Origin of the sequence: Actinoplanes aureus (assembly GCF_015704865.1) — a bacterium.
Classification (GTDB): Bacteria; Actinomycetota; Actinomycetes; order Mycobacteriales; family Micromonosporaceae; genus Actinoplanes; species Actinoplanes aureus.
Map to the genome: position 1 here is coordinate 43,024 of NZ_JADQTO010000010.1, position 12,910 is coordinate 55,933.

The window sequence follows — 12,910 nt, forward strand, 5'->3', positions numbered from 1 at the left end:
GCGCAGATCATTGCGCCGATCCTATCGACCTCTGACGATCATCGGCGCGGTCAGGGCGCCGGGAAGTCCTCGACCGGCCGGTCGCGCATGTAGTCGGCGAGTGTCTCGTACACCGCGGGGTTGACGATGCTGTGCGACATGCGGTCGGTGTGACTGGCCCAGTCCGGGTTGGCCAGGTAGCCGGCGACCACCAGCGAGCGCGTACCGACCACCAGGGCGGCGGTCTTGTCGCTGTCGGTGGTGCCGGTCTTGCCGAAGACCGGGTGGCCGACCACGCCGCGCACCTGCGGCGCGGTCGAGCCGGCGCAGGAGCCGAGCTGGGCCCGGTCGCCGACCGGGCAGCGGGCGGCGTCGAGTGCCTTGCGGGCCACCCCGGTGGTGGTCGCCTGGACGCAGTCGGGCCGGCCGGCGTCGACCCGGGTGCCGTCCGCCGTGGTGATGGACTCGACCGGGGTCGGCGCGCAGTACTTGCCGTCGGCTGCCAGGGTCGCGTACGCGTTGGCGATGTCCAGCGGTGTGGACGCGGAGACGCCCAGGGTGAAGGCGCCCCACTCGTGGGCCTGCTCCGGGTCGTTCGCCCGGGTGGCGTCGTCGGACGCCCGGAACTGCACGCCGAACCGTTTCGCCACGTCGACCACCTTCTCCGCGCCGACACGTTCCTGCAGCGGCACGAAGTAGGTGTTCACCGACCGGCCGAAGGCGGTCCACATGTTGAAGTTGCCGGCCTCGCTGGCCGAGGCGTTGCTCGGGCAGTAGTAGCCACCGCACCCGGGCGGGGCGGCCGAGTCGAGGTAGCCGGACTTGTAGCGCTGCGGCGAGTAGATCGTGGTGTCCAGGCCCAGGCCGGACTCCAGCGCGGCGACCATGGTGAACATCTTGAACACCGAGCCGGCCTGGTAACCGGCGACGTCCGCGCTGCCGGTGATGATCGGGTTGGTGGTGTTCGGATAGGTGCCGCGGATGCCCTCGTCGGCCTGCTCCGGGTTCGAGGAGAGCGGGTTCTGCGGGTCGTCCGCGTCGTCGATCTTGAACTTGCGGTTCGCCGCGAGGGCGCGGACCGCCCCGGTGCCGGGCTCGACGGCGGCCAGCATCAGCGCGTTGGGGTCGGTGTCCTTCTGCCGCTCGGTGATCTCCTTGCGGGCGGCGGCCTGGGCGGTGACGTCCAGGGAGGTGACGATCTGGTAGCCACCGCTCTTGAGCTGGCGGTCCCGCTCGTACGCCGTCGAGCCGAACGCGCTCTGGCCCAGCCACCAGCGGTAGAAGTAGTCGCAGAAGAAGCCCCACTGGTTCTTCGCCACCGAGACGCAGCCGCTGGTCGGGCGCTTGGTCTTGCGGGGAATCCCGGCCTTCTTCGCGGTGGCGGCCTCCGCGGCGGTGATCTGCCCGATTTCCAGCATGTTGCCGATGATGTAGTCCCGCCGGTCCAGGGCCTGCGGATAACCGGTGTCGGTGGTGGGGTCGAACGCGGTCGGCGCCTTGACCATGCCGGCCAGCAGGGCGGACTCGGCCACGGTCAGCTCGGCCGGCTGCTTGCCGAAGTAGACCTGGCTGGCGGCACTGATGCCGTACGCACCGTTGCCGAACGGCGCCATGTTGAGATAGCGCTCGAGAATCTGTTCTTTGGTCAGTTCTTTCTCGACCTGGATCGCGTATTTCATCTCGGCGAGCTTGCGCGACGCGGTGTCCTTGGTGGCGTTCACGACCTCCTGCGGATTGGTCGCCGAATAGGCCAGCGCCATCCGCACGTATTGCATGGTCAGCGTGGACGCACCCTGCCGCGCGCCGCCCTGGTTGTTGTTGACGAAAGCGCGGGCGATGCCTTTCAGATCGACGCCGTTGTGCTCGAAGAACTGGTGGTCCTCGGCCGCCACGATGGCGTCCCGCATGTGCTGCGAGACGCTGTCCAGCGGGACGTCGCTGCGGAACTCGTCGTACATGACCGCGATCTGTGTCCGGCCGTCGGCCGCGTAGACGCGCGAGACCTGCGGAGACGACTGCGCGACAAGCTCCGTGGGCAGCTCTTCCAGCTCCTCCGAGCCGGCCTTGGCGGCCAGGCCGGACATCGCGACGGCCGGGAACGACGCGGCCGCGACCACCAGCCCGGCGAGCAGACCGCACAGGGTCAGCAGCACCGCGCTGCGGATGACACGATTCTCACGAAGCGGTTTGCCGGCAGTCACCCGACCCAGGCTAACGAGCCCGTCAGACGGTCCGAAGGATAAGGGGAATTCGTCACACGCGGGTGGCGGATGGTGCGAACCGCGGCGACCAGCTAGGGTGCGCTGCCGTGCGACATCGGTAAAGTGGTCGGGGCCTGCATGAGTCTCGACCCATTCCGGGACACCTCATGAACCCATCCGACGGCGACGAGCCCGACGGCACCGAGCCCCTGCTCTCGGTGGCCCGGCACAGCAGCGCGGACACCCTGACCGTCGTCCTCGCCGGGGAACTCACCGCCGTTGACCGCGGACTCGACCTGCTCGGTGGCTGGCTCACCGCCCGGACCCGCCATGTCGTGGTCGACGTCGCCCGGCTCGAATTCGTCGACGTCGCCGACCTGCGCGTGCTGCTGCGCGCTCAGGACCGCTGCGCCGGCCAGCAGACGACCTTCACCCTGCTCCGGCCGTCGCCGTACCTGAGGTGGCTGGCGGAGATCAGCGACGTCAGCCCGGCCCTGATCACCGACCTGCCGGACGACGAGCGCGACGAACGCCTCACCGACCGGGAGCTGCTGGCCGACGAACGCGACCGGCTCCTGGACGAGCGCAGCGACGCCCTCGACGCCCGGCGGGACTGGGAGGACATCCGCGAAGACCTCGTCCACCAGCGCGAACTCCGGCTGGAACGGCGCGAGCGAGACGATCGCGACGACCGGTAGGCGACGTGCGGCGTCAGTTCGCCCGGCGGCCGTGCTCCTGGAGGAGCTGGACCAGGTGTTTGCCCTCGGCGCCGGCCAGGTCGGTGGCCTGGGTACGGCAGGAGAAGCCGTCGGCCAGCAGGATGTCGCCCTCCTCGGCCTTCTCCAGTGCGGGCAGCAGCTGCTGCTCGGCCACCTGCACCGACACCTCGTAGTGGCCGCGTTCGACGCCGAAGTTGCCGGCCAGGCCGCAGCAGCCGCCGAGTCGCTTCACCGTGGCGCCGGCCCGCTTGAGGAGTCTGGCGTCGGCATCCCAGCCCATCACCGCGTGGTGGTGGCAGTGCGGCTGTGCGATCACCCGTACCCCGTCGAGGTTTGGTGGGGTGTAACCGTCAGTGGCGGCAAGCAGCTCGGCCACCGTCATGGTCGCCTCGGCGACCGCCCGGGCAGCGTCGTTGTCGACGAGCTCCACCGCGTCGCCGCGCAGAACGCCGGTGCAGGACGGTTCCAGGCCGACGATCGGGATGCCCTGCTTCGCCGCTTCGTGCAGCTCGGCGACGGTGTTGCCGAGGATGCGGCGGGCGGCGTCGAGCTGGCCGGTGGAGATCCAGGTCAGGCCGCAGCACGCCGTACGGCTGGTGATCCGCGGGGCGTAACCGGCGTCGACCAGCACGTCGACGGCGGCCCGTGCGATCTCCGGGGAGAAGTGGTCGGTGAAGCTGTCCACGAACAGGATCACCGGCTTGCCGGTCCCGACCGGCTGGTAGGAGGACCGGAAGGTCTTGTCGGCGAAGGCCGGGATGTTGCGCCGCTTGTCGACCCCGGCCAGGAAGAGGGCGAGGCCACGCAGGCCGGGCAGGCTGGTCATCAGGTTAGCCAGGCGCGGCATCCGCGATGCCAGCCGCGACCAGCGCGGCAGCCAGCCCAGCGAGTAATGCGAGCGCGGCCGCACGCGGCCCTTGAAGCTCTGATGCAGAACCTCGGACTTGTACGCCGCCATGTCGATCCCGGTCGGACAGTCCGACCCGCAGCCCTTGCAGGACAGACAGAGATCCAGGGCATCGTGTACGGCCTCCGAGCGCCAATCCGGCGCGAGGTCCCCGTCGAGCATCTCCTGGAGTACCCGAGCCCGCCCGCGGGTCGAGTCCTTCTCGTTCCTGGTGGCCAGGTACGACGGACACATCACCCCGCCGAGCACCGTGGTGTCGGCCCGGCACTTGCCCACGCCGGTGCACCGGTGCACGGCCTGGTTGAAGTCGCCGCCGTCGTGGTGGTACGCCAGGGCCAGCTTGGTGGTGACCGGCCGGGCCTGGGAGACCCGGATGTTGGCGTCCACCGGGTCCGGATCGACCAGGTTGCCGGGGTTCAGCAGGTTGTCCGGGTCGAAGGTGTGCTTGATCTGCCGGAACAGGGTCATCGCCTCGGGCGAGTACATCCGGCTCAGCAGTTCGCTGCGGGCCCGCCCGTCGCCGTGCTCGCCGGAGAGTGACCCGCCGTAGCTGACCACCAGGTCGGCGGCGTCCTCCAGGAACGCCCGGAACTTACCGGGGCCGCCCGGCTTGTCCAGCGGGAAGTCGAGGCGGACGTGCACGCAGCCGTCGCCGAGGTGCCCGTACGGCATCGCGGACAGCCCGTGCCGCTCGGTCAGCGCGTCGAAGTCCCGCAGGTAGGCGCCGATCCGCGCGGGCGGCACCGCGGCGTCCTCCCAGCCGGCGTGCGCGGGCAGCCCGGACGGGGCGCGGCCGGCCAGCCCGGCGCCGTCCTCGCGGATCTTCCACAGCGGGGCGGCCTTCGCGGTGTCCTCGACGATCAGGGAGTCGACCGCCTCGGCCGCCGCGACGAGCCGGGAGACCCGGTCGCGGACCTCGTCCGGATCGTCGCCGGCGATCTCCACCATCAGCCAGGCCGTGCCACCGGGCAGCGGCGGGACGGCGTCCGGGCCGCGGCGGCTCCGGACCACGTCACAGATCCGGTGGTCGAGGCCCTCGCAGGCGGTCGGCTTGAACTCCAGGATCGTCGGGATGATGTCGCCGGCGGTGCCGAAGTCCGGGTAGCCGAGCACGACGAGCGTGCGGTGCGCCGGGTCGGCGACCAGCTTCACCGTCGCCTCGGTGAGCACCGCCAGGGTGCCCTCGCTGCCGACCAGGAACTCGGTGAGGTTGAAGCCGTTCTCCGGCAGCAGGTGCTCGACCGCGTAGCCGGAGACCTGGCGCCCGAAGGTGGCGAACTCGGTGCGGCCGGTCTGCAGATTGGCGGCGATGAGTTCGCGGAGCGCGTGTGTGACCTTCTCCGCGCCCTGCAGCCGCGGCCCGGTGATCAGCTGCTCGCCGTCGATCGTGAACGCCGTCAGCGCCGCCACGTTGTCCGAGGTCCGGCCGTAGCCGAGGGTGCGCGACCCGCACGAGTTGTTGCCGATCATCCCGCCGATCGTGCAGCGGGTGTGCGTGGACGGGTCCGGGCCGAACCGCAGGCCGTACGGCTTGGCCGCCGCCTGGAGGGTGGCCTGCACCGTACCGGCCTGCACCCGCGCGGTCCGGGTCTCCGGGTCGACCTCGAGGACCCGGTTCATGTGCCGGCTGAAGTCCAGCACCAGCCCCGGTCCGATCGCGTTGCCGGCCACCGAGGTGCCCGCGCCCCGGGCGGTGATCGGCACCCCCAGCTCACGGCACACCCGCAGGGCCGCCGCCACGTCCTCGTCGTGGCGCGGCCGCACGATCGCTTGCGGAACCACCCGGTACAGCGACGCGTCGCTCGCGTACGCCGACCGGTGCGCCGCGTCCGTCAGGATGTCGTCGACACCGGCCTGGCGCAGGAGGGTGACGAGGTCAGCACTGGTCACGCGATCTCCAAGGCTGTCGGGTGCTGTTCCGCCTTGGGCGGGTGCGGCGGTGAACCTGCCTGGGACGTCGCCGACATGGTAGTCGCCGCTCCGCCGCAGGCCGTACAGCACTAAGGAGACTGTGAAGTCAGCGATACGACCGGCGGCTCCCGGTTGTCAGCTCTCCGCCCGCCGTGCCCGGAAAGCGATCATATTCATCCGATTTCCGCACCGTACGCTGCAGAAACGCTTGGAACCGTTGCGGGACAGATCGAGGAAGACCCCGGTGCAGTCGTCGGCGCCGCAGACCCGGAGCCGGCCCGTCTCCTTGGTCCGGATGACGTCGACGAGCGCGAGCGCGGCCTCCACCCGGATCCGCTCGGCGAGCGGTGCGTCCGGCTCGGTGGCGTGCAGGTGCCAGTCCGAGCCGTCGTGGCGGGTCAGGTACGGCAGCGCCCGGGCCTCGCGCAGCATGCGGTTGACGGCCTCGACGGCGTCGTCCCGACCCAGCGTCCACGCCCGGCGCAGCTGCCCGCGGGCCTCCCGGACCGCCGCCAGCTCGGCCTGGTCCCGGTCGATGCGCCCCGAGTAGCCGTAGCGGGCCAGCAGGTCGGTGAGCTGGTCGACGGTGACGAGTTCGTCGGCGCCGGAGCGGGACGCGTCCGCCTCGGTGTTGACGAGTGCGACGACGAACTCCAGCGCCTCCTCGGCGTCAGGGGCAAAAAGCAATTTGACTCCTCACGGGACCCGGCCTAGCGTCAGGGACGAAGCTAATTTAGCTCATGACAGGGGATAGCCGTGAAGCTCTCGCAGCAGTCCGTCGGCCTGGTCGCCGCGGTGACCTCGGCGGCCACCTTCGCCACGTCCGGCGCGTTCATCAAACCGCTGCTCGAGGCCGGCTGGTCGCCGGCCGCCGCGGTCACCGCCCGCGCCCTGCTCGGTGGGACCCTGCTGCTGCCGTTCGTGCTGTTGTCGCTGCGCGGCCGCTGGGACGCGCTGTGGCGGGCGCGCTGGCGGGTGGCCGGGATGGGCGTCATCGCCGTCGCGTTCACCCAGCTCGCCTACTTCGCGGCCATCCACCGCATCCCGGTCTCCACCGCGCTGCTGGTGGAATACCTGGCACCCCTGCTGCTGGTGCTCTGGGCGTGGGCGGCCACCCGGCGGATGCCGCGGCCGGCCGTGCTCCTCGGTTCGGCGCTCGCGATCGGCGGCCTGGTCCTGGTGATCGGCCCCGGTGCGTTGCAGGCGGTCGATCCGATCGGCATCGTGCTCGCGTTCGCCGCCGCGATCGGCTGCGCGGTCTACTTCGTGGTCGCCGCGCGCCCCGCCGACGGTCTGCCCCCGGTGGCGCTGGCCGGCACCGGCCTGCTGCTGGGCGGCCTCACCCTCGGCACCGCCGGGGCGATCGGGCTGGTGCCGCTCCGGGTGACCCTCGAGGACGTGCACCTGCTCGGCTCGTCGGCGCCGTGGTGGGTGCCGCTGACGGTGGTCGCGGTCTTCGCCACCGCGATCGCGTACGCCTCGGGGATCTTCGGATCGAGCCGGCTCGGTTCGCGCCTCGCGTCGTTCGTCGGCCTGCTCGAGGTGGTCTTCGCCTCGATCTTCGCCTGGCTGGTGGTGGATGAGGCGCTCACGCCGCTGCAGATGGTCGGTGGCGCGCTCATCCTGGCCGGCATCGCCGCCATCCCGGGCGAGCCGGTCGCGGCGAAAGCCACACCCGAGCCGGCCGTGCCGGTGGCCGCCGGCGCGGCTGTGACCGCCGCGCCGGCGGCTCACGACGAGATCCGGTCGCCGGTCTGCTCGGCCATGGCGGAGGCCCACTCGTCGGACCATTTGCCGAGCGGGCGCAAGGCCCGGTAGGCGCCGTGGCCGAGCTCGGTCAGGGAGTAGCTGGTGTCCGGCTGCTGCTCGACCAGGTGGGCGCCGAGCAGTTCGGTGAGCCGTTGCCGCAGGACGCTGGAGGACATGTTGTCGCAGCGTTGCTGGAGGGCGCGGAAGCCGACCGGGCCGTGCCGCAGCTCCCAGATGATGCGCAGGTTCCATCGGCGGCCGAACAGGTCGAGTGCCGCCATCAGCGGGCGGCCGGTGCTCGAACCGCGTACCGGCTGTCCCGGCCTGGGCACCGCCATCGCGTACCGCCCCTCTCCGATGCTTCGACACACCGTACCGGCCGGGCGCTTCATGATCAGCTGGTGAGGGTTAGCCCGGCCGAGAGTGGGCACAACTCTGGTGGAACCACAACCGTCACACCCAGGGAGGCCACGATGACCACCTACGACAGCACTGTCGGTGCCCGACAGAACATCGCCGCAGGTACCGACGTCGACGCCACCCAGGATCGGCTGACCGGCTCGCGGCTGAAGAGCGCTACCACCCAGGCGGGCGAGACCGTGCGCAAGCGGCCCGCCGTCGCCTCGGCCACCGCTCTGGGGCTCGCGGCCGTCACCGCGGCCGGTGTGATCGGCGGTCGCAAGATCGCTCAGGCACGCCGTCCGCGCAGCCGCTGGCAGCGCATGCTCGACCGGGTGCGGTGACGAACAGTAGTTGATGGGCCGTGGCCGGTTCGGCCGCGGCCCATCGCTGTCACCGGCGCTGTTCGGCCTGCTGAATGGCCCAGGCCGCGTTGATCAGGCCGAGATGGCTGAACGCCTGGGGGAAGTTGCCGAGCAGCTCACCGGTGTCCGGGTCGACCTCCTCGGCGAGCAACCCCACGTCGTTGGCGTAACCGGCGGCACGCGCGAACACCTCCCGGGCCCGTTCCGGCTGCCCCGCCATCGCCAGGGCGTGTGCCAGCCAGAAGGTGCACAACAGGAAAGTGCCCTCGCCCCCGGTCAGACCGTCGACCCCGTCCTCGGTGCGATACCGGTAGACCAGCCCACGCTCGTCGGTGAGCCGGTCGGCGATCGCCTCGATGGTGGCCAGCATGCGCGGGTCGCCGGCGGGCAGGAAACCGACGATCGCCATCATCAGGTTCGACGCGTCCAGGGTGCCGGAGCCCGGGTACTGGGTGAAGGCCCCGGCGGAGTCACTCCAGCCGTCCCGCAGGACGGCCCGCCGGATCTCCTCCTTGGCGGCGGTCCACGCCGCCACCCGGTCGCCGGCGTGCAGGCGGTCCGCCAGCTTCACGGCCCGGTCGAGCGCGACCCAGCACATCACCTTCGAGTAGACGAAGTGCCGGGGTTCGCCGCGTACCTCCCAGATGCCCTGGTCCGGCTGCCGCCAGCGGCGAGCGGCGGCGTCGGCGAGCGCGACCAGGAAACCGCGCATGTCGTCGTCCATGTCGGTGATCTGGTCGGCGAGCCGGTGGGCGGCACCGAGCAGTTCGCCGTAGACGTCGATCTGCTCCTGCCGCCAGGCGTCGTTGCCGGCCCGGACCGGGCGGCTGTCGCGCCAGCCGGACAGGTGCGGCAACGTACGCTCGGTGAGATCGTGCTCGCCGCCGACCCCGAACATGATCTGGAGAGGCGTGCCCTCGCCGACAGCGCCGGCCGCCGCGGTGGTCAGGAACGCGAAGAAGTCGTTCGCCTCGTCCGGGCAGGCGGCCACCCACAAGGCCTCCATGGTGAAGCTGGCGTCGCGCACCCACGAGTACCGGTAGTCCCAGTTACGGGCGCCGCCGGGCTGCTCGGGCAGCGAGGTGGTGGCGGCCGCGACGATGGCGCCGGTCGGCTGGAAGGTCAGGGCCTGAAGGACCCGGCCGCTGTGCCGTACCAGGTCACGCCACGGGCCGTCGTAGTTCTGGTGCAGGTCCGACCAGGACCGCCACGCCGCCACCGTCGCGGCCAGCCGGTCCGCCAGCTCGTCCGGCGACCAGATCCGCGCCGGCTTCGCCTCCAGCGTCGAGCGGTGCATCGAGAACCGTACGGTCTCGCCGGCCCGGAGCGTGAACCGTGCGGTGGCGGTGGAGTCGGCCAGGTCGAGCGGGACCGGGCTGGACAGGACCAGCCACTCGGCGCCGCCTCGCGCGGTCACCCCGCCGTCGACGTGGGACAGCAGTGGCCGCAGCAGGCCGTACTCGGGGCGCGGCTGGTAGCTCACGTTCATGTCGGTCTGCCCGGTGAGCCCGGTGACACTGCGGATCAGCAGGTGCGGTACGCCACGGCCCAGCTCGTGCCCGTGGTTGTCCGGCCCCATCGTCAACGCGTCGGTCACGCTCACCGCACCGGTAGCGGTCCGAAAGGTGGTCTCCAGCACCAGGGTGCGGTCGAGATAGCGGCGGGTACCGGTGTATTCGCCGGCCGGCGAGATCGACCAGTGGCCGGCCCCGGGGTCGAGCAGCCGGCCGAACACCGACGGGCTGTCGAACCGGGGACAGCACAACCAGTCGATCGATCCGCCGGTGGTGACCAGGGCGGCGGAGTGGCGATCGGACAGCAGCGCGTGCGCGGCGATCGGCAGGCTGCTCATCCCGTCCCACCTCCCGTGCCGGTCAGCGCCACGCAGCACCGGCCCGGGTCCGGTGCCAGGACGGCCTGCCGGTCGGTGACTCGCATACCGGTCAGCAGGCCGGCCAGGAAGGCCTGGTTGAGGCCGCAGATCAGGGCGGTGTGCGCGCCGGCGAGGGCGTGGAACGGGCAGTTGCGCAGCAGCACCTCACCACCGGCGGCCTCCGGTTCGTAGCCGAGGCCGGTCAGCGCCTCCGGCAGGGCCGCTCCCCCGGCGGCACAGGCGGCGCCGAGGTCGTGGCCGCGCTGGTGAGCGTGCCGGGAGGCGGCGGCGTCGGCGTGCGCCGGGTCGTCGTCGACCGCGGCGGCGAGGATCTCGGCGATCAGCTGGTAGCGGCGTTCCGGCACGGTCACGGTGACGCCGTCGCCGGTGGCCTCGTAGACCTTCGGGGTACGGCCGCGGCCGCGCGGGCGGTCGCCGGGTGCCTCGTAGCGGGCGGTGAGCAGGCCGGCGTCCACGAGCTTGTCGAGGTGGAAGGCGGCCAGGCCACGGGACATGCCGGTGGTGGCGGCGGCCTCGTCGCGGGCGACCGGGCGGCCGGCGCGGCGGACGGCGTCGTACAGGGCACGGCGGGAGGAGTCCAGCAGTGCCGCGGCGGCGGTCCACGGATCGGGTGTGTGCACCATCAGCGATTATCACCAACCCTCGTTAGTGGAAATCTTACGTGGCCCGGGTCCAGGATGGTGAATAACACCAGCGGTCGTTGATGAAAATGCTGGAGGTCACCGTGGACGGTCACCCGCTGCACCCGGCGCTCGTCGCGGTGCCGATCGGCGCCTGGATCGCCAGCTTCGTCTTCGACATCGCCTCCCACCTGGTGGGCGACCCGGGATTCCTGGTCACGGGGGCGCGGTGGCTGATCGGGATCGGGGTGCTGGGCGCCGTGGCGGCGGCGCTGGCCGGTGTCCTGGACCTGCTCACCCTGCGCGCGGGCACCCGGGTGTTCCGGGTCGCCGTGACTCACATGGCGATCAACGGGACTGTCGTCGTCGCGTACGCCATCGGGTTTCTCTGGCGCGCGACCAGCGACCAAGCCGGCGGCGAACCGGTCGGCTGGGGTCCGCTCGCGTTGTCCGCGGCAAGCCTGGCCGGACTGACCGCCGGCGGATATCTGGGCGGAGAACTGGCCTACCGCTACGGAGTGCGGGTGGCCGCCGAGGCGATTCAGCAGCACACGAAGGAGGGTTCCTGATGGCCGGCGCCGCACTCATCACCTGGCTGATCACCGCAACCGGAGGGTTCGTCCTGCTCGCCCGCTGGGTCGCGAAAGGCGGTCACCATCCGGACAGCGGGTCCCGGCTGGCGCCGGGGCTGGTCTTCGGCCACTTCGCGCTGGCGGTGATCGGGCTGCTGGTCTGGATCGGCTACCTGGTGTGGGACAACCGGACGCTGGCCTGGACGGCCTTCGGGCTGCTGCTGCCGGTGGCGCTGCTCGGGTTCGCGATGTTCGCCCGCTGGTTGCCGGCCCGGCACGGCGACCGCGCGGAAGCGCACTTCCCGGTCGCGGTGGTGGCCGGGCACGGGCTGTTCGCGGTCGCCACGCTGGTGCTGGTGCTGCTGGTCGCGGTAGAGGTGAGCTGAGATGCACGTCATCGTGGGCGCGTCACTGACCGGGGCCAAGGCGGCCGAGGAGTTGCGCGCGGCCGGCTACACCGGCCCGATCATGCTGATCGGGGAGGAGAGCGAGCGACCGTACGAGCGGCCGCCGCTGTCCAAGGAGTACCTGCTGGGCACCGCGCCCCGGGAGAAGGCGTACGTGCACGACGCCGGCTGGTACGCCGCACACGATGTGGACCTGCGACTCGGGGTACGGGCGACCGGCCTCGACCCGGCCGCACACACCGTCATCCTGGCCGGCGGCGAGTCCGTCACCTACGACCGGCTGCTGCTCGCCACCGGCTCGCGGGTACGCCTCCTCGACGTGCCGGGGGCCGAACACGCGGGCGTACGGTATCTGCGCTCGCTGCCCGACGCCGACCGCCTGCTGGACGACCTGCCCGCGGCCCGCCGGGTCGTGGTGATCGGCGCCGGTTGGATCGGCCTGGAAGCGACCGCGGCGGCCCGCGCGCACGGCGCCGAGGTGACCGTGGTCGAGCAGGACCGGGCGCCGCTGCGCCGGATCCTCGGCGACGAGATCGCCGAGGTCTTCACCGCCCTGCACCGCGCGCACGGGGTGACGTTCCGGTTCGGAGCGGCGGTACGCGAGATCCGCGACTCCGCGGTCGTCCTCACCGACGGCACGGAGTTGCCCGCCGACCTGGTGCTGGCCGGCGTCGGGGTCACGCCCGCCACCGAACTGGCGGAGCGCGCCGGGCTGGCCGTCGACAACGGCGTGGTGGTCGACGCCGGCCTGCGTACCAGCGATCCGGACATCTTCGCCGCCGGTGACGTGGCAGCGATCGAGCATCCACTGCTCGGCCGGCGGATCCGGGTGGAGCACTGGGCCAACGCGCAGGACGGCGGCCGGGCCGCCGCCCGCGCCATGCTCGGCGAGGCGGTGCGCTACGACCGGGTGCCGTACTTCTTTACCGACCAGTACGAGCGGGGCATGGAGTACGCGGGCTGGGTGGAGACCGGCGGCTACGAGCGGGTCGTCCTCCGCGGCGACCCGGCCGGGCCGTTCCTGGCCTTCTGGGTCGCCGGCGGCCACGTGCTGGCCGGCCTGAACGCCGACGTCTGGGAGGTACAGGACGACATCCAGGCGCTGGTCCGGGCCGGCTGGGCCGGCCGCGCGGTCGACGAGCAAGCGCTGGCCGACCCGGCGGTGTCCCTCGCCGAACTGCTCTAGA

12 protein-coding genes are annotated in these 12,910 nt (G+C 71.7%); 6 read left to right on the forward strand and 6 right to left on the reverse strand.

Annotation, left to right across the window (positions count from 1 at the left end; translation table 11 throughout):
* Positions 1–50: 50 nt before the first annotated feature.
* Entirely contained in the window at positions 51–2,180 is a 2,130-nt protein-coding gene (locus I4J89_RS21645) for a transglycosylase domain-containing protein (protein ID WP_373688151.1), read from the reverse strand.
* Between the two features lie 167 nt (positions 2,181–2,347).
* Between I4J89_RS21645 and I4J89_RS21650 the strand changes: the two genes are divergently transcribed.
* Positions 2,348–2,878, forward strand: a complete 531-nt coding sequence (locus I4J89_RS21650) for an STAS domain-containing protein (protein ID WP_196415843.1) — start codon at positions 2,348–2,350, stop codon at positions 2,876–2,878.
* A 13-nt stretch (positions 2,879–2,891) separates the two neighbouring features.
* Here I4J89_RS21650 and I4J89_RS21655 read toward each other — a convergent pair whose 3' ends face one another.
* On the reverse strand, positions 2,892–5,696 hold the full coding sequence (locus I4J89_RS21655) for an FAD-binding and (Fe-S)-binding domain-containing protein (RefSeq protein ID WP_196415844.1): 2,805 nt from the start codon (positions 5,694–5,696) through the stop codon (positions 2,892–2,894).
* 156 nt (positions 5,697–5,852) lie between these two features.
* Positions 5,853–6,404 carry a CGNR zinc finger domain-containing protein gene (locus I4J89_RS21660; protein WP_196415845.1) on the reverse strand — a complete coding sequence of 184 codons (552 nt, stop codon included), beginning with the start codon at positions 6,402–6,404 and terminating at the stop codon, positions 5,853–5,855.
* Between the two features lie 69 nt (positions 6,405–6,473).
* On the opposite strand from I4J89_RS21660, the gene I4J89_RS21665 reads away from it, so the two are divergent.
* Positions 6,474–7,535 (forward strand): EamA family transporter, encoded by a 1,062-nt coding sequence (locus tag I4J89_RS21665; RefSeq protein WP_196415846.1) that lies wholly within the window; start codon positions 6,474–6,476, stop codon positions 7,533–7,535.
* Here I4J89_RS21665 and I4J89_RS21670 read toward each other — a convergent pair.
* Positions 7,448–7,804, reverse strand: coding sequence for a winged helix-turn-helix transcriptional regulator (locus I4J89_RS21670; protein WP_196415847.1), 357 nt, complete (start codon positions 7,802–7,804; stop codon positions 7,448–7,450). The genes I4J89_RS21665 and I4J89_RS21670 overlap by 88 nt on opposite strands.
* 135 nt (positions 7,805–7,939) lie before the next feature.
* Between I4J89_RS21670 and I4J89_RS21675 the strand changes: the two genes are divergently transcribed.
* Positions 7,940–8,209, forward strand: coding sequence for a hypothetical protein (locus I4J89_RS21675; protein WP_196415848.1), 270 nt, complete (start codon positions 7,940–7,942; stop codon positions 8,207–8,209).
* Positions 8,210–8,258: 49 nt separating this feature from the next.
* Here I4J89_RS21675 and I4J89_RS21680 read toward each other — a convergent pair whose 3' ends face one another.
* On the reverse strand, positions 8,259–10,082 hold the full coding sequence (locus I4J89_RS21680; RefSeq protein WP_196415849.1) for a glycoside hydrolase family 15 protein: 1,824 nt from the start codon (positions 10,080–10,082) through the stop codon (positions 8,259–8,261).
* Positions 10,079–10,747, reverse strand: a complete 669-nt coding sequence (locus I4J89_RS21685; RefSeq protein ID WP_196415850.1) for a helix-turn-helix transcriptional regulator — start codon at positions 10,745–10,747, stop codon at positions 10,079–10,081. Before I4J89_RS21685 ends, I4J89_RS21680 begins: the two co-directional genes overlap by 4 nt.
* A gap of 80 nt (positions 10,748–10,827) precedes the next feature.
* On the opposite strand from I4J89_RS21685, the gene I4J89_RS21690 reads away from it, so the two are divergent.
* From I4J89_RS21690 to I4J89_RS21700, 3 genes are read left to right on the forward strand one after another with little or no spacing between them, the layout of a single operon-like run.
* Positions 10,828–11,313 (forward strand): DUF2231 domain-containing protein, encoded by a 486-nt coding sequence (locus I4J89_RS21690; RefSeq protein ID WP_196415851.1) that lies wholly within the window; start codon positions 10,828–10,830, stop codon positions 11,311–11,313.
* Positions 11,313–11,702 carry a hypothetical protein gene (locus I4J89_RS21695; protein WP_196415852.1) on the forward strand — a complete coding sequence of 130 codons (390 nt, stop codon included), beginning with the start codon at positions 11,313–11,315 and terminating at the stop codon, positions 11,700–11,702. Before I4J89_RS21690 ends, I4J89_RS21695 begins: the two co-directional genes overlap by 1 nt.
* A 1-nt stretch (position 11,703) precedes the next feature.
* On the forward strand, positions 11,704–12,909 hold the full coding sequence (locus I4J89_RS21700; RefSeq protein ID WP_196415853.1) for an NAD(P)/FAD-dependent oxidoreductase: 1,206 nt from the start codon (positions 11,704–11,706) through the stop codon (positions 12,907–12,909).
* The last annotated feature ends 1 nt before the right edge of the window (position 12,910 follow it).